The sequence below is a fragment of the Shewanella nanhaiensis genome, from assembly GCF_019457885.1.
In the GTDB taxonomy this organism is placed as follows: Bacteria; Pseudomonadota; Gammaproteobacteria; order Enterobacterales; family Shewanellaceae; genus Shewanella; species Shewanella nanhaiensis.
Map to the genome: position 1 here is coordinate 125,900 of NZ_JAHZST010000014.1, position 22,930 is coordinate 148,829.

General features: G+C 38.6%; 17 protein-coding genes and 1 pseudogene. 7 read left to right on the forward strand and 11 right to left on the reverse strand.

What is annotated here, in order from left to right; genetic code table 11:
• The first annotated feature begins 81 nt into the window (after positions 1–81).
• Together K0625_RS17785 and K0625_RS17790 are read left to right on the forward strand one after the other, a co-directional pair.
• Entirely contained in the window at positions 82–1,689 is a 1,608-nt protein-coding gene (locus K0625_RS17785) for an anti-phage phosphoesterase (RefSeq protein WP_220110923.1), read from the forward strand.
• Positions 1,682–2,527 (forward strand): HAD family hydrolase, encoded by an 846-nt coding sequence (locus K0625_RS17790; protein ID WP_220110924.1) that lies wholly within the window; start codon positions 1,682–1,684, stop codon positions 2,525–2,527. The genes K0625_RS17785 and K0625_RS17790 overlap by 8 nt, the downstream gene beginning before the upstream one ends.
• Before the next feature lie 173 nt (positions 2,528–2,700).
• Here K0625_RS17790 and K0625_RS24625 read toward each other — a convergent pair.
• Positions 2,701–2,856: pseudogene (locus tag K0625_RS24625) on the reverse strand (transposase domain-containing protein); the annotation flags it as partial.
• Positions 2,857–3,268: 412 nt separating this feature from the next.
• Between K0625_RS24625 and K0625_RS17800 the strand changes: the two are divergent.
• Both K0625_RS17800 and K0625_RS17805 read left to right on the forward strand, forming a co-directional pair.
• Positions 3,269–3,907, forward strand: coding sequence for a hypothetical protein (locus K0625_RS17800; protein WP_220110925.1), 639 nt, complete (start codon positions 3,269–3,271; stop codon positions 3,905–3,907).
• 460 nt (positions 3,908–4,367) lie between these two features.
• Positions 4,368–6,506: a hypothetical protein gene (locus K0625_RS17805; RefSeq protein WP_220110926.1), complete on the forward strand. Its 2,139-nt coding sequence runs from the start codon at positions 4,368–4,370 to the stop codon at positions 6,504–6,506.
• An 869-nt stretch (positions 6,507–7,375) separates the two neighbouring features.
• On the opposite strand, the gene K0625_RS17810 is transcribed toward K0625_RS17805, so the two are convergent.
• From K0625_RS17810 to K0625_RS24905, 9 genes are all read right to left on the reverse strand, one after another.
• The gene (locus K0625_RS17810) at positions 7,376–8,113 is read right to left on the reverse strand and encodes a DNA/RNA non-specific endonuclease (RefSeq protein WP_220110927.1); all 738 of its coding nucleotides are present in this window, start codon (positions 8,111–8,113) and stop codon (positions 7,376–7,378) included.
• 58 nt (positions 8,114–8,171) lie between these two features.
• Positions 8,172–8,615: a hypothetical protein gene (locus tag K0625_RS17815; RefSeq protein ID WP_220110928.1), complete on the reverse strand. Its 444-nt coding sequence runs from the start codon at positions 8,613–8,615 to the stop codon at positions 8,172–8,174.
• Positions 8,612–11,023 (reverse strand): site-specific integrase, encoded by a 2,412-nt coding sequence (locus K0625_RS17820; protein WP_220110929.1) that lies wholly within the window; start codon positions 11,021–11,023, stop codon positions 8,612–8,614. The genes K0625_RS17815 and K0625_RS17820 overlap by 4 nt, the downstream gene beginning before the upstream one ends.
• Positions 10,995–12,548, reverse strand: coding sequence for a site-specific integrase (locus tag K0625_RS17825; protein ID WP_220110930.1), 1,554 nt, complete (start codon positions 12,546–12,548; stop codon positions 10,995–10,997). The genes K0625_RS17820 and K0625_RS17825 overlap by 29 nt, the downstream gene beginning before the upstream one ends.
• Before the next feature lie 10 nt (positions 12,549–12,558).
• Complete coding sequence (locus K0625_RS17830; protein ID WP_220110931.1) at positions 12,559–13,908, reverse strand: site-specific integrase; 1,350 nt, start codon at positions 13,906–13,908, stop codon at positions 12,559–12,561.
• 1,186 nt (positions 13,909–15,094) lie between these two features.
• Positions 15,095–15,592 (reverse strand): hypothetical protein, encoded by a 498-nt coding sequence (locus K0625_RS17835; protein WP_220110932.1) that lies wholly within the window; start codon positions 15,590–15,592, stop codon positions 15,095–15,097.
• A 50-nt stretch (positions 15,593–15,642) separates the two neighbouring features.
• Entirely contained in the window at positions 15,643–15,933 is a 291-nt protein-coding gene (locus tag K0625_RS17840) for a hypothetical protein (protein ID WP_220110933.1), read from the reverse strand.
• A gap of 602 nt (positions 15,934–16,535) precedes the next feature.
• A complete protein-coding gene (locus K0625_RS17845; RefSeq protein WP_220110934.1) occupies positions 16,536–17,828 on the reverse strand; it encodes a tyrosine-type recombinase/integrase in 1,293 nt (430 codons plus the stop codon).
• Positions 17,829–18,052: 224 nt separating this feature from the next.
• Complete coding sequence (locus K0625_RS24905) at positions 18,053–18,205, reverse strand: hypothetical protein (protein WP_220110935.1); 153 nt, start codon at positions 18,203–18,205, stop codon at positions 18,053–18,055.
• A gap of 291 nt (positions 18,206–18,496) precedes the next feature.
• Between K0625_RS24905 and K0625_RS17855 the strand changes: the two genes are divergently transcribed.
• A complete protein-coding gene (locus K0625_RS17855) occupies positions 18,497–20,062 on the forward strand; it encodes a response regulator (RefSeq protein WP_220110936.1) in 1,566 nt (521 codons plus the stop codon).
• Positions 20,063–20,131: 69 nt separating this feature from the next.
• Here the strand turns inward: K0625_RS17855 and K0625_RS17860 are convergent, their stop codons facing one another.
• Positions 20,132–20,596, reverse strand: a complete 465-nt coding sequence (locus K0625_RS17860) for a hypothetical protein (RefSeq protein ID WP_220110937.1) — start codon at positions 20,594–20,596, stop codon at positions 20,132–20,134.
• A 262-nt stretch (positions 20,597–20,858) separates the two neighbouring features.
• On the opposite strand from K0625_RS17860, the gene ccoN reads away from it, so the two are divergent.
• Together ccoN and ccoO are read left to right on the forward strand one after the other, a co-directional pair.
• Complete coding sequence (gene ccoN, locus K0625_RS17865) at positions 20,859–22,283, forward strand: cytochrome-c oxidase, cbb3-type subunit I (RefSeq protein WP_012325045.1); 1,425 nt, start codon at positions 20,859–20,861, stop codon at positions 22,281–22,283.
• A gap of 12 nt (positions 22,284–22,295) precedes the next feature.
• Positions 22,296–22,922, forward strand: a complete 627-nt coding sequence (gene ccoO / locus K0625_RS17870; protein WP_220110938.1) for a cytochrome-c oxidase, cbb3-type subunit II — start codon at positions 22,296–22,298, stop codon at positions 22,920–22,922.
• The last annotated feature ends 8 nt before the right edge of the window (positions 22,923–22,930 follow it).

Here is a 22,930-nt window from a genome sequence, read left to right on the forward strand (position 1 = left end):
TAGTTCTCATATGTGCTTCCTGCTAAATAGCAGTAAGCAGATACCGCTTTAATCCTCCAACTAATGATGAGTAAACTAAATATGGACGTTACACTTTTATTCCGTTTTCGAGATCTATCTTGCCCTTCAGGTGAAACCATAAAGCGCCATCAAGCTATCTGCGATCAAAAGGACTTTGTATGGTGGGGGTGGTGGAATAAGGGGCATGAAAAGCTTCCTACAGAGACAATCCAAGAGCTAGGGTTACACAAGGAGCTTACTGATTTTTTTGTATACCTTTTTGATAGTGCGAGCAAAAAATTTTATCAGGCAGAGCTGCTTAAGATTAAGTCAAACTTAGGCGAAAAACTCAAAACTGATAGTTTGGAGCATACGCCTAGTTATTACGTTGAGAATTCACATCAATTATGGCTTAAGTTTAAAAAAATAGCTGAGGTGGAAGAAAACGAAATTATTGGCTTGAAGTCATATGAACCTATGAATGATCTGTTTTTACCAGACTCACACTTTGATATGTATGATAATAAAGTAGTGTCTTCGCCTGAGGAATTAGCTGAGCAGAATAGAACTATCTGGAAAATTAGAGATAAAAAAGAAACTGATAAAACTAATGAAATTCGGTTGAAATTTTTAACTGAGGTCCAACCAAGGCACTTTGACCGTTCATATAGAGCAACCTCTAGAAACAGCATATTATGGCTTTCGGACCCCCACTTCACAAATGATGGATTTCATGAGTTTGCACTGAATGACGACAACCCGAACCTGCTTACTCTATCCAAAGTTATCGACGGAGCTTACTTTAAATCTGATACTCATCAGATCGCTTCTCTTCTAATTTCTGGAGATTTAACTTGGAAGGGGCTGGAAAACGAATTCAAGTTAGCTAGTAAGTTTATTGACTATATACATAGTATGAACTCTATGGACAAATCATGGTTATCTATATGTCCAGGCAATCACGACCTATCATTTTATGAAGGAGCTGACGACGCTATAAAAAACAATGATAAAGCAATTAAGGAAAACTATGCTAGAACTCGTCAATGCTACGGAGATTTCTATTCAAAGTTTTTCGATATAAACCCAAATAAGTCAATGGCTTCAGGGCGAAGATTCTTACTCAATGACACCATACCTGTAGAGATCGTTTTACTAAATAGTGTAACTCTCCAGCAAACTAAAGATAGCTTCCAAGGGCATGGGTTTATAGGGTCTGAACAGCTTACTGAAGTAGAAAATAGAATGGGCTTATCTACATCTAAACCTAGAAATGTGACTAGAATATGCGTTATGCATCATCACCTTCTTCCTGTATCACTCACGCAAGATGCGTATGAAGATGCTAAGTACTCCACTGTTTTAGATGCTGAACGATTGTCTAGGTGGCTTACAACACATAAATTTGACTTCTTATTGCATGGGCACATGCACCAGAATTTTAACTGTACTATTGAAAGAGGCGTTATTACGCACGAAGTTAATCCCAATGAAAAGAAAAATAAGCTCCATGTTTTATCTCTTGGGAGTTCGGGTGTATGTAGTAGCCACACAGGAGAAGCAAATGGAAATTGGGCATGCCGAATTGCTTTTGGTCATGATAAAATAAGGTTTCACTATGCGAAAATCAGTCCTAAAGATGCTAACTTGACCGGAGAATACACTTTGGAGTTCGATTACAATGACTAAACTGCTAATTACAGATTTAGATAACACCTTGTACGATTGGGTTTCTTATTTTTCTCAGTCTTTTGAAGCTCTAGTTAATTCTATTCAGGAGATTACTGGAATTGATAAAGCACAGCTTTTGAAAGATTTTCAAACTGTTCACCAAAAATATAATAGCTCAGAGAGGCCATTCGCAACTCTTGAGGTCGAGTCAATCATCAACTATTTTGGTACCAATGACAGAGATGTTTTAAAACAAAAGCTTGCACCTGCATTTAGTAAGTTCTCTCAAAAAAGGAAAGAGACCTTAAAGTTGTATCCGGAGGTAATAGAAACTCTGGAAAAGTTAGAATCTAGCGGCATAAAGGTTGTGGGGCATACAGAATCTTATGAAGTTAACTCTGTGTATCGAGCAGAAAAGCTTGGACTTAATAAATACCTAAGCCACCTTTATACAATCAGTTCAAGTTCATCTTCCCACCCAAACCAAAATAAGCCACTACTAGACCACACTGATTTAGACTGGGTTATCAAACTACCTGAGTCAGAACGGAAGCCGAACCCTAGACTTGTGCTTGATATCTGCGAGCGTGAAGGAATATCGCCTGAAGATACATACTATATTGGCGACTCTATAGTGAAAGACATATCAATGGCAAATGCAGCTGGAGTGAACTCTGTGTGGGCTAAATATGGTAAGGACTTTCACAGTGCTAACTGGAAATTATTAGTCAGTATCACACACTGGACTGATGCAGATGTAAAAATTGAAGAGGACCTAAAAACCATGTACTCAAAAGAGCGCCCGAAGTTTGAGGTGTCTTCATTTTCTGAACTGCAGAATATATTCTCAATTTAACATTTAAAGGCTGAATAACTAAAATATTCAGCCTTTTTACTTCCCTATATGACTCTCAACCTACTTATCATTTCTAGCCAGCAAAGACCCCCAAAGCTGTCTTAGCACGAGATGTATGGGTGAATGTCTAGCAGAAAACATAAAAATAAAAGTAAACGTCCGCTGAACTACGTCTAGCCGAGCTTAACATTCCATGGCAGCAAGTCTTGAAGTTCAGTCGGTGATTTCGCTAGAGCTTCCAAGCAATGATTGATGTAATCAAAAGGGATGAGGTCGTTAGCTTTTGCCGTTTCGATTATGCTGTACAGCATGGCGCTGGTTTCTGTACCTTGGTGATTGATATTCGATAAAGGGGTCGGAGCGAATTAGGAGGCTAAGATACTTTTTCTAATCTAACACAGGTTAGCTAGAGTGATTGCACTAACTGATTATTGTCCAGTTACGTCTTAGAGTGATCCTTCTAAGACGTTTTTGCCCCAAAATCATTCAGAGTAAATACTCATTCACATTCTGTTAATGAGGCTTTGCCCTATAAAAAATTATCCGAAAGTGCGCGTGTTTTTCTACTGAATGCAAGTAGTGGCTTTGTGTAGTATTAAGCGACTATAAGTCGCCTTAAAATCCTAACATCTAAGCTAATAAACTGATTTTACATTGCATACTGGCGAGAGGATTGGCAATGTACACGAAAAAAGACGACCTAATGTTGTCTGATAAGAGTTATATTTATTTGAGGTCAATATGGAATCAATAGTCACTGATTCGTTTTTAAACATGGTTAGAACCTATGAAAGCCTGTTACAGGTTTTTTATCCTGCTCGAGGTGCGACCGGCTTTACGGAGAGTAATCAGGTCCACATATATGTGAACTCATTAATCGAATCACTCGATGACCCTTCTGCAATATCTTGGCTCGAGTTTCCATGGGAAGATAAAATGCAGCATATAGATGCATTTGTTTACTCACCAAAGTATAAAACGGTATTTTATATTGAGGCTAAGCGACTTTCTATCAGTCAGAAAAAAGATGAAATCATTAATGATATTGCTCGAATCGTGAATGCTGATAGAGTTTTTTTAACAGAGCACTCTATTGAAAATATCGAGAATGAATATGTAATTGCATTATCTGATGTATGGCTTGAAACTAAGTGGAAGAAGTCTATGCCTGAATGGTGGTGCGGCTTTGATAACGTACCAAAGCAATTGTTAGAATGGGAAGCTGAACCAAACAATAAACTTGTTAAACCTCTATCTGTTTTAGAAAATGAACTCACGGTTGCTGACTGGTCGACTGCATGTAAACATGCCCATTGGCTCGGAGAGGCTTGTAAAAAAGTACCCAACTACTGCTTGTTAATGGCGAACCTAAAAATATAACAGATAAGGATAAGTCTCCCAGGAAGTGTCGGCATGTTTATGCCTGTCTGCTGATTTCTGCTTAATCACATGCCGAGTTACCCCGTCATGCGCTATCGGTTTTCATTTGGTTTGCTCTTTGCACTGCTGCACCATTTACGGTGGCCATTAGATCACGTGATTTCGTCGTCTTGTGCCAACTCACCTCTAGCCTAAACCTCATATGATGTTCTTGTTCATCACCTCACAAATTTGTTAGCGGCTTCCTTCAGACCAATCCTCATGGATAAGCCTTGCCATTCGCTAGTAGTTAACGTTTAATAACAACACGTTATAGAGCGGTGTTCTTCCTACAGAGGACTTTCACCTTATTAGTTCATGGCCATGCTGGGCGTACGCAAGAACCTGCACCAGCACGGCGCTGGTTTAGGTTAGCGTTATGCAGCTTTGTGTACTCAATGAAAATGGAAGTATTATTTAAATGACGATTCTACAGGTGAGGAGAGAGCTTGCCAGTTTTAAAAAAATATCTGTCATAATTTCTGAAGCTAAAGGAATGCAAGAGGTTAAGGCTTCTAAATCAGAAGTAGAGACGAGCATTAAAGCTCTAGGTAGTAATTTGGAACGCAACCGTTACAGTGAAGCTGTAGCTATCACGTTATCACTCCTCTTATGGGATGCTGATGCTGCTATCGCAAGACTTCGGCGCTCTGGTTTACTAAGGGCATCAAGATACAAATTTCGTTCTAAGGGACTCGAGATGGTTCTTGACTCCGCTTTAGAATTACTTAAACAGATCCAATGCCGGCCTGACAGATTGAAATATCTGGTTTCCCTGAGAGTTTTATTAAAAGCTGCACCTCATGCATATAAATTACATCAAGGTCTCCTGACTCGTCTTAAAACTCGCAAGACAATTGTTTTGAAAACTCTATTAGTTTTGGTGAACGAGCTTTTTGTCAACTATAAGCCAGTAACTCCTAATTTAGATTCGGATCAGTTCGAGTCTTTGGGAGCAGAGGATGCAGCTCAAGCTTTTTCATATATTTTAAACCTGATGCGTGAAGAAATTGGAGTTACACCAAATTGCTGGATTCATGTTGATGATCATTTATGTGGGAGGTTTGATAATATCTACACTAATTTATTGATTGATGCCGCTAAGTTAAACGAGTTTATAGAAGTTGAAACCCTAATCGAGGGGATGCCTTATGAAATCAGTGAAAACGGACAGAACCTTATGGTTTTCTCGACAGACAAGTCATTTGAGATGTCTATTCGACTTGGTTATATTCAAGCAGAAATTCAAGGTGCTATTCGAGTACAGGGAGTCGTGAAGCATTTATATAAACCTGATAGCGGCTGTCAAACTATGAATGAATTCATGGCTTCAGCGTTTCAAGCTGGCATGGATGAACTAGTAATAAATATACTGCACCCTAAAGAACGCCTAGTATTTGCTATGCCAATGAGTAAAGGGTTTTTCTCCCCCATCATGTCAGATTCTTTTTTCTTAGAAGAAATTCCAGATGTCATGGGAACTGGGATTGATAATTTTCTCAATGAAGATGAAGATCCTTGTAAAATCCGTATAAGTGAAAATTTAAATATAGTTGATATGACCAAAGTGAAGCGGCTCTTCAGTTTTGTAAGCACTGCATTTGAAGAAAAGCTAAAAGGCATCGAGGATGAAGAAAACTGTCGAATTTTGAAAGTCAGATCAGTAATTCCGGTCATACGTCATGATGCACTATTGCAAAAACTGATGATGATTTTTCCACAAAACAAGGCGGAGGAAATGATTAAAATTTTGACGCTAGAAGAAAATGAAGGTTTTATAGATATTCAGTACAAACCGTTTATTAAAAGCGGTGAGTACTATATTGTCTCTCCAGCGCTAGTTGCTCGTTCAAATCTAAGCAGAAATACCATTATTGCAAATAGAATGCGGAGTAAACTTTTAAAAAAGCCTGACCCAATGCAAAATGCAGTTGCAATTGCTTTGAGAGAAACGGGGTTCAGAGTTAAAGAAGAGTTTGATTTTAATATCAATGGTATGCGTGAGACAGATATATTTTGCTGGCTTGATGGGCACTTATTCGTTTTTGAATGCAAGAATTCATACCATCCATGTTCAGCACATGAACTGAAAACAAGCTATGAGCATATCAAGAAAGCTGAAGAACAATTAGATATTCGTCTTAATTGGCTTAAAACTCCAGAAAATCAAGCTAAATTATTTATGGCTCTGGGTTGGGATATACCTATAACGAAGTATATCCATACTGGAGTAGTCACAGCTAACAGATTATTTACTGGGTACACTAAAGGTGACCACCCCGTTAGGCAAGCACATGAACTAATTAATGTGATATTACGTGGGCAGATTGGAAGAGATCCCCTTCCTGCAATCAATTTTTGGAAAGGCCTTAAGTTTTCTGTAACTGATTTAGTCGACTATCTCGATGGTGGAAGTATAGTCCATATGCAGATGTCACAGTTACAACCATTTGAAAAAAACATCCAGTTAGGTGATGTTTCTTTGAAACTTTGTAGCTACATAATGAACCTACCTCAATCTTCGCAGGGGAAAGAACCATTTGATAACCTAGATAAATAGAGTGGCCACCTAACTGTGGTAATAGTGTGTATATTATTCATTGAGAATGGTATTTGTTTTAAGTAAGCCGCATAATCAACGGGTAGCCGGAGATATCTAACCTCCAGCTACCACACCACCCTGCATGCGGTTCCGCGCAGGGCGGTTCATCCATCTCTCAGTGAAAACAAGCCCGCTTTCTTCACTTCTTAGATGAGCTTTGCATTAGCTAGCACTAGCTGTATTCCCAGTCATAGCATTTAATAAGAACCAAGCTTCGCCATACTAGAAGTTATCTGAAATGCTTAGAATAGAGCAAATACTTTAACAAGCTTTTGTCCAGAAATACGTTCTATTGAGGGGCATCTTACCTTTTAGCGTATTAGCTATGTATGGCTAATACGCACCAAGTTAAGGTTATCATTGTGCCTATTTATTTAAACACAGTGATTTATGGTTTCTTTCGGTAACGTCCTCTAGTTTTTTTGTGGGTTTGCTTTTGAATTGGCAATAACCAAGGATAGTCACCGTTGAACCAACAAAAGCGATAGCTAGTTTAGTTGCAAGTTCAGCATGTGGATTATTGTTAATTACAAGATAGCTAAAAATAATAAAGCTTAAAATTGCTAAAATAAGGCACAAGTAGGCAGGAATTAGAAATCTTTTCATGGAATACTCATCGTTGAAAAACATTATAAAACCCAAATGAAGATGTGGCATTTAAGCCCTTCGATTTGAATATATGAATGTCATTTCGTCGATCCGATACAGAAAAGCTCATCACAATTACTAGACCTCATTACAGTAACGGTTGGGGAACCGACAGTCAAGGTTCCCCTATGCCAATATTAATCTTACAGAGAGAGGGGGGGGAGATATGCTCCTTTATCCTAACAACCTAACCTCTTCAAAATTTTGTCGTCATCTTTTAATCTGCTAGGTAAAGAATAGGGAACTATCTGCCTCAACTCTGAAATCGATTTCTTCGTTTTGCAGAAATCAGTGTTGCGAGTTAATGATTGGCTCATTAAAAAAGCCGTAGAATTGCCATTGTCATCATAAACGATTTTGTAATAATCCGAAGGTATAGAATGAACCTCATCAGCCTTTGGTAAGCCGTTCATTGGTTTGTTGTATAAAGTGCCGGTAATGACGTAAAGGGTTTTTCGGAAACCTACAGCATCTCTAACTTCTTCTTCTAGATTTTTCCAAGGCCCTTGGTTTAAAGCTTTTGCTTGAGGTGTGATATTCGATAAATAATTCAACGTTGACCAGTATCGACTTCCTACAAAGCTAGCTAAAGGAGCTTGATGACCTCGGTCTACGCCAAGCTTGCTTGATGCGTCAATGTAGTCACTTATTTCTAGTCGCTCCTCCTCTTCGAGTAGTGGATTATTTTTCCAAGTACGATTCGTCGTAGTCCCAAAATTCATCACATTCACTTCATAAGCTACCCAATCAGCAAATTGAGTTTTTTGGTTTTGAGAAAGGGTATATAAACGCTCGAATATTACGATATTGTCTTCAATTTCTAGACTTGGGCAACCGATAGGGCAGTTAGGGGTTCGAAACTCAGTGGCTTGTACAGATATTGAGAACAGGAAAGATAGTGGTATCCATTTCTTCATTTTAGGTTCCTTGTCAAAGCTCTTTTCAAATAGTAAACAAGTAGTTTCTCTTAAACTTTCAGTTTTTTCCTCGTTTATGTAACTCACGAATAAGGTATGGAGAAATAACTCGTTCTATATTTTTTTGAATACCAGTCATTTTTATCTGTTGGATGATATTAATCAATGACTCTGTGTTATCAGCAACTTGTTTTCTGGCTTCATCTACTTGCTCTCGAAGTTTTGCATTTGTTTTAATGAGCTCTAGACGACTTTGTGTAGCTCCTGAGCGAGCGCTTTTCCCGAAGGTGCCGCCGACTTCATGTAGCTGCATTTTCTTATATGTCTCAATAATCTCTTTTCGACTTGTCAATGTACTTATAGAGCCAGATATAATTCCTTTCTTTTTCAATCGGTCAAACAAACTCTTATTGGTAATAGGAGATAGTGAATATCCCTCCCGAACCATCTCACGCAGCTCTTTTTCTATTACATCATTTAATGCTTCTCCCGCTAGTCTCATGATTTAGCCTCTATTTTCATGTGTTCTGATGCAAATATCGTTGCCAGTGTCACAGCTTTTCGGTGCTTATTCAAAGCAACTAAGTTAACTTTATGTTTTGTCATTTCAATTTGTGCCGAACATATCTTTATGTGTTCTAAATGCTTCTTTTTAGATAAAAGTTCCGTGTGAATTTCCTCCGCCTCACTTTGACTTAGCTCACCAGACTCTAAGCACTGCATTACATTTTCAATGTGATTGTTTATGTTAAAAACCTTCTGTATAAGTTTTTGTCGTTCATCCGCACGCCCAATTATAGTGAAATAGGGGCAGGGAGTACCATCTTGACATTTCAAAGCGTAAGGGCATGCCCACGATTCTAACTTCCTCATACAGCTGCCAAAATCTAAAGGGTGTAAATCTGAGTGCCTCTCAATTAACTGCTTCTTAGCTATAGAGGACTTTTCCATCTCATAGGCATTGCCTAAACCAGCCATGATATCTAAAGTGCTAGATTCAAACACATCAGCGATGAAAGATGACTTGTCTTCTTTTGTTGTAAATGTGTGGGTGTTTTGCGCTATAGCATTCTTAAGATCAAGTAATGGGTTAATACTAATGTTGGCAGATTCTTTAATGATATCTAATGGGTTTGAAAGCGGGGATTCAATGCTTGAATTATCAATATACATTTCAAGTTCTTCAAATTGAGTATTCATTGGCACAATCGCACTAGATAACGCTCTTTGCTCAATGGCTAAGTGCTGGTAATTTTCGTTTTGAGAAATATCAACACGCCCCATCATAGCAGCTTGAATGTGATCTGAAATACCTGCTATTGCAAGAAATGTGTTTATGGTATGTCGTGGCATATGTGTTGTCAGATGTGAGTATTGACCACTTTTATCCATCAAACTGTACTTTTGAAACAATGACAACCCATTAGATCTACCTAAAAACATCGCCATATTCGAAATTGATACAGAGCATGGTATAGGTTTTACAACCATTGTCTTTGCTAATGCTGTTGAACCATCGGGCACGATGAATAACAGCTCCTCGATATTTAATTTGATTGACTCACCGTTGCTAGAGTCAACAAAATTATATGTAAAATTAGAATCATTTACGTTTGCCGAGCTTGATGCTCTCAGTTTCAAATATCTCTCAATATCTGTACTTAAATAATAGAAAGCTTTCCTACGCCCACTTAATTTACAGATCCTTGTTGGAGTAATATTAAATCTGGCAAGAGCATTTTTGGAAAAGTGCCTCTGCATTGACCGCCCACGTGCCAGCGCTGTTGTTGAGAGTGATTCAACTATGTAATTTACGACGTCATCTAACAATATCTCATCTTTCAACTTAAGTTCTTGAGGAAGGAGAGAGCTAAAGCCCTCACTGCGACAACTTGATACATGCTCTCTAAGGGGGCTAGTTAAATTTAATGTGTCTCTGTATATCGTTTCTACCAACTCAATGGCCAGAGGTTCAACCCAATGAGTACGGGTACCAGCGGATTTTTCACCTATGTAAACAATTCCAAGGTAATAAGCTTTCAAACCTTTTGTTTTAAGAATTTGTTCAATAGCTTTATCCTCAATCTCCATTTTTTTAAGTGAATCAAACCGTAAACGTTCTAATTCTCGATATCGGAAGCCTGTGATCATCAATAGCATAAGCATATTGAGCATGATTTTTTCACTATCGGTTTGAACCATACTGCGCACTGCAACTATATTTAAGAACGTTTGGATGGTGATTAGTTTTTCGTTCTCATCGTCATCGAGATCATCAATTACATCAGCTTGATGGAAAGCCTTTGTCTTTGCCTTCTTTACTGAATCAGTATTTTTGCTGGATGCACGCTTTATTGTGACATCAAATGTTAAAGGGTTTAATGTCACACCAATATGACTTAAGTCGCGTGCAACTGTTCTCATCGCTGTGTGGCTGTCTGACGAATTAGCTATCTTTCGTATTGATGATGAAAATGTCGTCATCATTTGATTAACTATTTCATTATCTATATTCATTATTTTTGGAGAAAGGTGTCCATTGATAACCATTCGCAAGTAGATACGTTTAAGTATCAACACATCTCTATTTAATGCACTCATTGAAATTTTACTGTTCTTAAGGTGTATTTTGAACACTACATAAGCTTTCATGAATTCTTGAAATTCTTGATTGATCTTTATTGCTTTTGGTAAAGGTGCTTCACCCTTAAAGTAAATACCTTTTCTGACCATTGGAGTAGTAAAACATAGTGAGGAAATCGAAGAAGCAGAAAAGACTCCCTCATTTCTGACATTTGAGATCCAACTGTCACTTTCCCAATTAAATTTTACTTTAGGGGAAATGTTTAATTCAAAAAATGCTTTTTGTTTTGAAATAAAGTCATTTAGGTTGTCTTTCGCTCTCTTCATCGACACCCCCCCCCTTTAGACGATTGATAACCATTTGAACTTCTAATTTTATATTTGCTAAAGTCGCTATGGCAGGGTTTCGAGAATTGCCAGATTTTTCGCTAATATCTATGATTTCTATAAGCTCTTTGTCTACGCATCTAAGAACAGCTCTATGCTTTCGGAGCTCACTGAAAGGACGAAAGTAAAAACATCCATAGCAACTTCTAACTTTTGCTAAATGACATTCTTCATTGACTCTATCGCAGCCACCTACTCGTATATGTAGTTCACCACCAAGGGTTCCAGAGACTGTCTTACCAGTCCATTGAGATTGCTCAACTGTGTAACCTGTTATTAGGAGGTTGACCATATTTTGCCATACTGGGTTATTACCTAGTGCTTTACTTTTAATCATTGCTAGCTCAGGAGTAGCCATAATGTAATGCGCAGCCGCAATAGTAGAGGAGTGCCCCATTATGTAGGCTATTTCATCAGCACTCGCTCCGGACATTGCAAGTGAATGGCCAACATTATGTCTAAAATCTACAACTGTGAGTCTAGGCAGAATGTGTTCTCTCTTGGCAACAGCACTTTGAGTCTCATTAGATTGAATCGATAACAGACTTCTCTGCAAAGCATTATTAATTTGTGAACTGAGATTAGTATTAAACTGTATAAATCGATCGTTTGGCTCTAGACTATTGCGCTTGATATATTCGTTAATTATCAAGCCTAACTCCATTGGAAGTGCTATTTTGATTTTTTCTGAAGTGATTTTCGTTTGTTTAGCGTAAGGTACTTCTAGGCTATAACGAATTAATTCAGAAGTGTCATTTTTGGTGTCAATACTGAAGCTGTTAACTGCTAGTTTAGCAAGCTGAATTTGCCTCATGCCTGTAAAGTAGCAAAGTCCTAATATCACAATATCATGCAATTCAGAGGTAGAAATGGCATCTACGTTTTTACTTTTTTCGACGATGGAATGTGAAATTTGGCTTTTTAATGCTGAAGGGAATGAGTTTTCTATATCCTGATATTTTAAAAATGGGTTGAAGTGGTTAGGTATAGGAATAAAAGCTAAATCCTCTAAATTATCCAAACTAAAACCTGGGAACTCCAATTGGCATAACAAACGTGTTAGAGACTTTAAGTCGAAAAAATATCTATCGTTGTCATTACTAGAGTGTAATTCTAGTTTTTTCTGATATTCGATAAATGTCAATTTAACTGATAATAGACACTCTTTAATGGTTGTGAATTCTGTGGATCGCAAGACTCGCCCAGTAGAAATTAAGTTCGTACAACAGTATTTTATTAGCTTTAGTAGGTGAGGGGAGCTTACATCTGAAAAATTGAAAGAGACTCTTTCGCCTCCAATGTAGAACACCCACATTGGCTGAGTAGTGGAAACCTCAGTAGTATCAAAATCAGAGTCTGTCTGAACTTGAATTTTTTGTGGCAACCATAATTTTGAAATATAACACTCTTGTTCAAGTGTTAATTCCTGTTCTAGTATACTTTGTACTGAGTAAGTTACTCGCATTTTCGACTTCTTAATCACTTTCTGATGTTAGGAAAGATGCATCCCAAGTATATTTAGTGAACATTGAGAGATTAATTTTATTTGCATTTTCAGCGATAAACCGTCTTGCATAATGGCTTGGCATATCAGAATTATCGGCCCAACCACCTAGTACTCTTAGTTTATCCTTTGCAGATTCCATAATACCTTTGACATTAACAGCATTAGCTCTAATGAAAGCTTTTTTTTCTTGATCATATAATGCAGCCAAGGTGTTATATGCCCATGTATGACGAAGCATATGAGGGTGTATGTTTTCAAGATAATCTACGTTAGTTGGAGCAAAGTGCTCTGGGAAACGTTTTTTAGCAGCTTCACTGGCATTTATGACCACCTTGTATGCTGCTTTATATGAAAGTGGCTCAAAATTACCAATTGATGATGTAAATACAAAGCCATGATCGCATCTAAAATTCACATCTTTAATAAATGACTGAACTAGCGTGTAGTCTTGATAGCTGATTTCGAGTTCTCTGACACTATTATTTGATTTTATACGAGGTTTGTTTCTGCGGGAGTCAATACCATCTTCAAGTGTATCTATTAGCATGACGAATTTAGTAGCTTTCAAGTTTGTCTTGAATGATGTCCCTCTTAAAAGTAAAGCCTCGCCAATTCTAAGCCCATAGCTAACTAAAAATTTTACTAAGATAAAATCACGATACTGCCTATAAAAAGAGGGCTTTAGTAATCCGTTGTACTTTTCAGGTTCGGCATTCGTCGAGAACAATGAGACGAAGTCTTTAAGTTGTTGAGTCGTTAGACTTCTGTATAAAGTTTTCTTTTTTTTCACCACTGAACTAGAGTATTTTGAATATTTTTTTGACTCTATGGATAGTTTGGCCATAAGAGCTCTTTGGCAAGCGTAAATCTCATTAAAGCTTTCATCTAAATAGTGTGTGTTTATATAAGTTTCAATCAACCAACAAATAAAACGGCAAATAGTTTGGTAGCGAGAGACAGCGGTTACAATCTCTTGAATGGTTACTTTCGAATTCACAATGGGAAAAAGAGAAAGGTTCTCAACATAAGTCCTTTTATGACAAAGGTATATCCAAAAGCCTTCAAGCTCCGAAATCATCTTAGCGATCTCGGTTCCTGAAAATTCTGATTGGTACATTGAGTAATCAAGTGTATAGCCAAATTTAGCATACCAATACTCATGAAAATATTGAACGTTAACAAGTGTGTGTTTTTGGTAGTTGATAGATTTACCGAATAGGGAATCAATGCAGAACTTTAAGGATAAAAAAGTAGGTTGCATTATCGATGCATCGAACAAACAAGCTCTTTCATCGTCAATATTAATTACCTTATACATGCATCAAGTAACTCATAGTTATCGACAATATATGTAGTAACTTAATTCAAGACATTATAGTAGTCAACGATACAGTACGAAAAATATACATTTTCATTTTTAACGTATAACTTATAATGATTTATCTGATAGAGCCTTAATGAAGAAGAATGATTGATGTACTTAATACATAGTGTTTTATATTTAACATAATATACATTGTACGCATAGGTGTGTGTATCTATATATGGTGAGAGTATGCTGTGTTGTCTATCTCAATTGATTGATTTCAAAGCTATCACTTAGGTTCTTATATAGTTACTTATTTAGGTTTTTATATAAGTACTTATACACATAGGTACACTATTTCTCAAAGCACTGTAATCAAACTCTTACTCAGCTTTCATAGCTGCAAACAGATTCTGTTTATCTTTACTCATTAGAATGAAAGCTTTCTGGAAAATGCTAGCCACGCAATGCCAATAACAGCAGATTGTTTTTGGCAAACCTTGCCGGAATAACCAGGCTCACTAGTTAAACAACCTTAGGTTAGCCATAACTAAAAACGGGTTTTCGACGTTAAAGTAAACATTGAGCGATACGTTCAGCAATTGCGACTAATCACTCAGAAACATGTGATTATTATCGTGCGCTACGTGAAATCTGAGCGCCAGTACCCCAAGAAGTTTTAAAGCATGCACGTAGCAACGCGTTGAATTAAGGTGGATTATTGAAGTATCTATGTTTTTCCTCTAAACCCTAGCTGATTATAGTTAGCCAGTTTATGCCTGGAACATTACTACTGATATACACTTTTAGTCAAAGTATTGGTGGATTGACTGCTAGAACGTCTAGATCTACTTAAAGGTTTGCTCCATGTTCCAGCTTCTTGTCAATGTCGATAACCGCGATATTACCAAAACTAACGGGTATTGGTTTATGGACAAGTAAGCTTTCAATTGAGCATAATTTAGGTTTGCAAAGCACTAAAGCTGATTAACAAGCTCACTAAGATATGTAATTATCGCTATTTCAGATAAGTAAAATTAGTGCGTTATAACGCTTTCGAATCACTCTAGCCCTACATAAATAACCCTGCATGATAGCCCTCATAAGGAGTTAAAAAGAGAGTGATAAAATCTTACCCCAATTGCCGATAATGATACTTATCGGCATTAACCTACTGATGAATTTGTAGATAAGGCAACTATACATTTCTGAATGGGCATTCAGAAAAACTAATCTTAGGTTCTATACCATATAGTTGGCATAGAAACTCTAGCCCTAATTTTGCATTATCTCGATCTAGCACTGGTACTATAATGATCTCTTTGATAAAGCCCCGCTCAAAAAAAGACTCTATGTAAGGTACAAAAATTCCATTTCCATTAATTCTATATTTTATATCTTTGTCTTTATATTCTATGTCAGAAGCATGAGCATCATCACTAAAAAAGCTCATTGGTTTTGAGCCATTAATCACAACAGCCTCAGGAAAGATCGTCACTAACCTTTTTTCCTGTTCGTCATTAAATTTATTATGCTTTATAGATGCAAAGGCTAAAATAGCATCAACAAACATTTGATACATATGCTGACCTATATGAACCTCAGCTTCTCCTTCAAACAAAAAATAATTGGATTTAATTTCCTTCAATGAATCCACTAGCTTTACTACTAAATAAGTTAGTGTGATACTTTTCAAACTCTCCTGCTCTTCCTTATAGCTTGAGTACTCTACGTGTTCTAATGTGGTTATAGAGTTACGGAACCTTTTATGCTGTTCATTTCGGATTCATCACAAACTATGCAGTATTGGCCACCATAGGTTAACCAATGAGTAAGACTATCTCTTTCCGAAGTAAATGATGATACAAATACTCCTACCTTATCAAAGTTTTCTCTTAAAGATTGAATAAATTCATCAAACCTTTTTTTATAAAAATCAGTTTCTTCTGTATTTTTCGCATATTGTCTTATTTCTGAGTCGAAAATTATTTCGACTTCATTGATATTGTCAAAAAAAGCTTCAAACCCTTGACTCATCTCAGTGTAATCATTCAAAAACTTATGGTACGTAGACCATATATTTTGGTTTTTGATTATTCCTTCTAAACCATAGGCAGTTGTATAATGATAAATTGTCATCGTTATGAGAGTGCAGTTAATAGTTTGAGTCTATGATACACAAAAAATCAATGAAACAGTGCCTTATAGCACATACATACCTTTGTCTTACTTCATATCTTAGCTTTTACCGTTCAATCGGTACTCGACAATAACTAAGCGACTATCATTATCTGCAACAACTATATTTAGGTCGGCAATGCTCGTTTATGCGCTTTAATCTCCCTATGCGAAATAGCATGGTGTTACCGATTGCTGTTTTATCAGACTCTGCTGGGCGCTGTGTAAGTGCAAAAATGAGAGATAGGCCACGTGCCCTACCTTTCCTTATGAGCTGCCCCCACCAATAAGGCGCTTTACTCGGACTTATAACATCGGCCGTTTCTTCGGCTTTTTCTTTTGGCTACTAGGGCCGCATTACACCAAGGGAATCCGCAGCGCGACCAAAATTCAAACGCCTCCTTACCATTGGAAACAAAACACTTTTAACGCGCCATGGGGATAACACTTAAACGCTACTGTTATTCGATACCCTGCAAGTGATCTAATGGTTTGTTCTGAGCACTGTGATGTCGCTCAATTTGTGAGGTGTGCAGGTATTGTGATGTGGTATCGATACTTTCATGACCTGCGTCTGCTTGTACGTGTGACAGCGGCCGACCATTAATATTGATGTCGTGGGTGATCCCTGTGTGCCTAATATTATGTGCCGTTAACTTTCTCATCTGATGGGCATCTTCGAATAATCCATCATTTTCGATACTTTTAGCTGCATTTTCGATGATATTATCTATCTCTTCACGAATTTGGCGTATTCCTAGATTCGCGTTAAGTGTGCCAACTTCCCTGCCCCTACCGGCTGCACGATGGCGAATAAACAGCGGATGATTCTCGCCAATAACCGGGAAATCTGGAAGCTTAAGAAATCGTCTGTACTCAACTAGTCCTGCTAATAATCCCTTTGATATTGCGACTGTGCGCTGCTTGCCCCCTTTACTCTGCGGAATATAGAAGCTCCAGATCCCCGTTTGACTGTTTTGTCTGAACTGCTCCATCACAGGTGTGTAACCCGCCCTTGCACTAACTTCTGAAATTCTCAGGTAGCAGAAGTAGATGAGCTTAATAAGAAACAAGCTGCGTTGATGAAGCTCAGGTTGCTCTTTTGCGAGTTTTTCGACGGTTGAGATCACATATGACCATTGCAGTTCAGTAAACGAGAGCATACTGCCCTCTTCATCTTTTATCTGGTATTTCTTCTTTGATGAGAAGCGGCTGTGGTTCATCCAAGCTTGTGCTGGATTACGTTCACAGAAGTCCTCACTCATTAAATAGCTATAAAAGGAGGACAGAATCGCGACTTTGGTTTTCAAAGCGTTTTCACTGAGCGTATAAACCTGCTCTTTTCCAAGCTTCTTTTTACCAACAAAGGGCCGCCAAGCAGGATTTGGCATCCTATCTCCACTGGCTTTATCAAGCTTAAACTGGGCGACATTAAAGTAGCCTATTAACGCTTTAGGCGGGTGCTCACAATAATCAAGATAGCGGGATATCTCTCTCCTAGTGAGCTTTGATGGTGAAAGTTTGGCGACATCGAAGCACCAATGAAAGAAGGTCGTTAATTCACTTCGATAGGCTTTATAGCTATTTTCGTTACTCTTCTGCTCATAAAGAAGTTCAGTTGCATGCTCATAGAGCAGCCCCGCATCATCGACTTGATTGATACTGATTTGAGTAATGTATTGGTTGATATAGCTATTCCCCTCGTGAATATGGATTGAAGATTCAAATAGGGGTAACACTGGGGGCATATACATAGGCGCTCTATTTATAAAGGTAGGAAACACATTTTTGATGTTTCACATCTCTTTGAGAAATTAACCTATTGATCTTAACGTGTAAATCGTCATAAGTCATGAAGTTGTGCCGATTTGATTGTTGCTGACGCCTATGGTGAATTTACCGCCTTATTCATTAAGGTGCTTTGGGTTATCGAGCCGTGAAAATTAAATTATGTTGGTGATTTTGTTACCAGAACTTGTTATTTCGTCAACTTGTTCAATACTTGTATTTGGATCGGGCTGAGTAACAAAGTTGGTCGATTGGCTGCAAGGTGTAGAGCATGGGTTAAGGCAACCGACTCTTTTACTGCAACACAGTAGACATAACTGCCATACAGTTTGCTTAGATTCATGATCTAAACACCGAAAATCAGCAGCGCATAGCTCACCAGCGTGGATTAATTTGGCGAGTTTATCGGCTGAAATTGACAGATTAACATGGGAAGTTCGCATGGGATCACCTTGTAGAGTAGCGTTAACCAGATATTACACTTAAATGAGAATAATTATCAACTACGTGCAGACCACTTTGAGCTTACCGTCTCACTTACTCCTTTTTTTTTTGACTATTTTCCACTGTCCTTGACATTGTTCTACACTCAATGAACAGGGATAAAACTTTTTAACATTGTTGAGGTTGTCTAATGCTGATCGATATAGCAAAGAAGAGCCCACTCTTTTCTGGTAAAAAAAAGGCGCCACAGGCCAATTCCGGGCCTGCATGGAAGATCCTTATCGTTGATGATGAACCTGATGTCCATACAGTCACTAAACTTGCGCTATCAAGATTTAAACTCGATAACCGCACATTGGAATTTATCAATGCATATAGCGGTGAAGAGGCGAAACAGATATTACTCAAAGAGAAAAATATTGCGATGGCATTCGTTGATGTCGTGATGGAGAGTGATCACGCAGGTTTGGAGTTGGTCAGGTGGATAAGGGAAGATCATGTCAATAAGGCTATCCGTTTAATTTTACGAACCGGCCAGCCAGGTCAAGCACCAGAAGAGGATGTTATCGTTAATTATGATATTAATGATTATAAGGCCAAAGCTGAGCTGGATTCGAGAAAGTTAGTCACTAGTGTTTACTCTGCATTAAGATCTTATCGTGACATTATGCAGATAGAGGAAGCCAAAGAGAGTCAAGTTAGGCATCGCAAAGGTCTTGAAAGGGTTGTTAAAGCCACCTCTGGCCTATTTGAACTGAGAACCTTACATAACTTTGCTGATGGGCTGTTAACACAGGTTGCAACTTTGCTTAATTTTGATAGTGAAACCCTACTCTTCTCCTGTAGTTCGGTTGACGCTATGAGCGAACAGGTCAACGCGAATAAACTCAGAATCCTTGCAGGCACGGGACAGTATTCAAGTCACCACGATAAAGCGATCCCTGAAAATATCAAAGAGAAGCTGCTGCAGGCACTCAAAGAGAAAAGCTGTGTCTATGAGAAGGATTGCTTCGTTGGCTATTTCCCTGCTAAAAGTGGCTGGGTAAATCTTATGTATATGGGTGGGATCAATAGCATTGATGATCTCGATAAGAAACTTATTGATATCTTTGCTATTAATGTCGGTGTTGCATTTGAAAACTTGTTGCTGAATAAAGAGTTAGAGGATACTCAGTCGGAGCTTATTCTACGTCTCGGGGATGTCGTAGAGAGTCGCTCTAAAGAAGCGGCAAACCATGTAAAACGAATGGCTGCTTACTGCTTTAAATTGGCACTGATTGCTGGGCTTGATGTGCAGGATGCTGATTTAATTAAGCACGCTTCTCCTATGCACGATATCGGTAAGATTGCCACGCCTGATGCGATACTGCTAAAGCCAGGTAAACTGGATGCTGCTGAGTGGAGTATTATGCGTCAGCACCCTCAAGTTGGCCACGATATTTTATCAAAATCTGAACGTCCCATTTTAAAGGCTGCCAGTATTATCTCATTACAACATCATGAAAAGTATGACGGTTCAGGTTACCCTTCTGGGTTAAAGGGAGAAGAGATCCACATTTTTGCAAGAATCGTCGCCATTGCCGATGTATTTGATGCGCTTTCACATGCACGCTGCTATAAGCCTGCATGGCCTTTAGAGGAGGTGATGAAAGCAATGAAAGAGGGGTCAGGTAGTCACTTCGATCCTGTACTGCTGGACCTGTTTATTGAAAACATTGAGGTCTTTAATATGTTAAAGGAGAAGTTACACGATTAATGATCACCGATTTTTCTAGAGAGTGAGTCAATTTCCCTCCTAGACCACTCTCTAACTTTACTCTTTGTTTTAGGCTTGGTTATCGGCTAAAAAGTCAAAGATGGCCACTTTTGCCTCTCCATTTAGGGTAAAACTAACAAATGCTCGCCAAACCATATAATCACTACTGCAAGAACCGTATATTAGCTCTCCTTTATATATGTTTTCACCTGCTTTGTTCATATTTACAGGGATAACCCCCATAAACATATCCCTACCCTCAATTCTAACGTTAAGATTATCAATCTCCTCAGAGGTGATAACACTGATATTCAGTGGCTTTTCACTTGGGGTATTAAAAGGGGTGATTAAGAGTTGTAAGTCGATGTCGGCAACATTTTTATCACAATAACCTAAATGGAATTGGCAAAGTGTATCATCCTGTACAAAGTTGCTTGTTTCAGGTGACTTTTCTTTGGAGCATCCCATGAGACTAAAGATGATAAGTAGTGGAAAGTAGAGCTTTAATTGAGACAAAAACTTAACAGGTAGCACAAATATTAACCTTTAGTGGTAAAGTCTTTACATTCTATGGAGTAGCTTGATCTAGATCAACTTTTAACACACCTCAATTCCTATCTTTTTTGACATAGCTCAAGTATCATTGCTTTACCTTGCAAATATCACAAAATTGCAAGGCAACACATTGACATGCCCTCGTGTGTTCCGTAGGGAATGCATAGTTATGTCATTTTTCACGGGTAAAGTTTTAGTTTACTCACTATAAGTATAAGTAATAAGCAGTGGAAGCAATAAAATGAACCATTCCCAGCCTCAAGGCGCTGATTACAATTACACCGTTGTTCGCCAATTTGCACTCACGACCGTTTTGTGGGGAATTATTGGTATGTCAGTCGGTGTATTGATCGCGGCTCAGTTAATCTGGCCACAACTAAACTTCGATACTCCATGGTTAACTTACAGTCGTCTTAGACCTCTGCATACAAATGCCGTGATTTTCGCGTTTGGTACTTCAGCTCTTTTCGCAACATCCTACTACATTGTTCAACGTACCTGTCAAACCAAGTTATTTGCACCTAAAATAGCCGCATTTACCTTCTGGGGTTGGCAAGCCATCATTCTGTCTGCAGTGATCACTCTGCCTCTTGGTATTACAAGTGGTAAAGAATACGCTGAGCTAGAGTGGCCAATTGATATCGCAATTACCTTAGTTTGGGTATGTTACGCTGTAGTCTTCTTCGGCACGATAATCAAGCGTACTACATCCCATATTTATGTAGCGAATTGGTTCTTTGGTGCCTTCATTATCACTGTTGCTGTATTGCACATAGTTAACTCTATGGCTGTACCTGTTAGTCTATGGAAGTCTTACTCTCTATATGCTGGTGCAGTTGATGCTATGGTACAGTGGTGGTACGGACATAACGCTGTAGGCTTCCTGCTTACTGCTGGTTTCTTAGGCATGATGTACTACTTTGTTCCTAAGCAAGCGGGCCGCCCTGTTTACTCTTACCGTCTCTCTATTGTTCACTTCTGGGCATTGATTGCTTTGTATATTTGGGCTGGTCCTCACCACCTTCACTACACTGCACTTCCAGATTGGACCCAGTCACTTGGTATGGTGATGTCTCTTATCCTATTCGCTCCTTCTTGGGGTGGTATGATTAACGGTATCATGACCCTTTCAGGTGCTTGGCATAAACTAAGAACTGACCCTGTTTTACGTTTCCTTGTTGTTTCATTGTCTTTCTACGGTATGTCTACCTTCGAAGGCCCAATGATGGCAATTAAGACAGTAAACGCACTATCTCACTATACTGATTGGACGGTTGGTCATGTTCACTCTGGTGCGCTAGGTTGGGTTGCTATGGTGTCTATTGGTTCTCTTTACCACCTTATCCCGGTTCTATATGGACACGGTCGTATGTACAGCTCAAATTTGGTTAATGTCCATTTCTGGCTGGCAACTATCGGTACTGTTCTATATATCGTTTCTATGTGGATCTCTGGTGTGATGCAAGGTCTGATGTGGCGTGCAGTTAACTCTGACGGTACATTGACTTATAGCTTTGTTGAGAGTATCGAAGCTTCATACCCATTCTACTTTGTACGATTCCTCGGTGGCTGCTTCTTCGTAACCGGTATGCTGATCATGGCATATAACGTGTTCAAGACAGTTAAAGCACCTAAAGAGTCTTTGCCTGCATTAGCAGAAGCATAAGGAGTAGATTTGATGAAATTTAATCATGAGTTAGTCGAGAAAAACATCGGTCTTCTGGGTATCTTTACTGTTATCGCCATTAGTTTTGGTGGTTTAGTGCAGATCACTCCTCTGCTCTTTCAAAAAGACACCACTGAGCCTGTAGATGGATTGATTCCATACACTGCGCTGCAAACTGAAGGTCGTGATATCTATATCCGTGAAGGTTGTTATAACTGTCACAGCCAGATGATCCGTCCACTGCGTGCAGAAACTGAGCGCTATGGTCACTACTCTGTTGCTGGTGAGTCTGTATGGGATCACCCATTCCAGTGGGGCTCTAAGCGTACTGGTCCTGATCTTGCCCGTGTTGGCGGTCGCTACAGTGATAAATGGCATGAAGTTCATTTGATTGACCCACGTGCAGTGGTACCACAATCAAATATGCCAGGTTTCCCTTGGTTGGCTGAAAACAAGCTTGATGGCAAGTTAACAGGCCAGAAGATGGAAATTCTACGTAATCTTCATAAAGGTGGAAATAAAGGCCAAGACCTTTATACCGATGAAGAGATTGCGGGTGCTCAGAAAGCCGTTGAAGGTAAAACTGAGATGGAAGCACTCATCGCCTATCTGCAGTCCTTAGGGCATGCACTGAAATAATTAGGAGG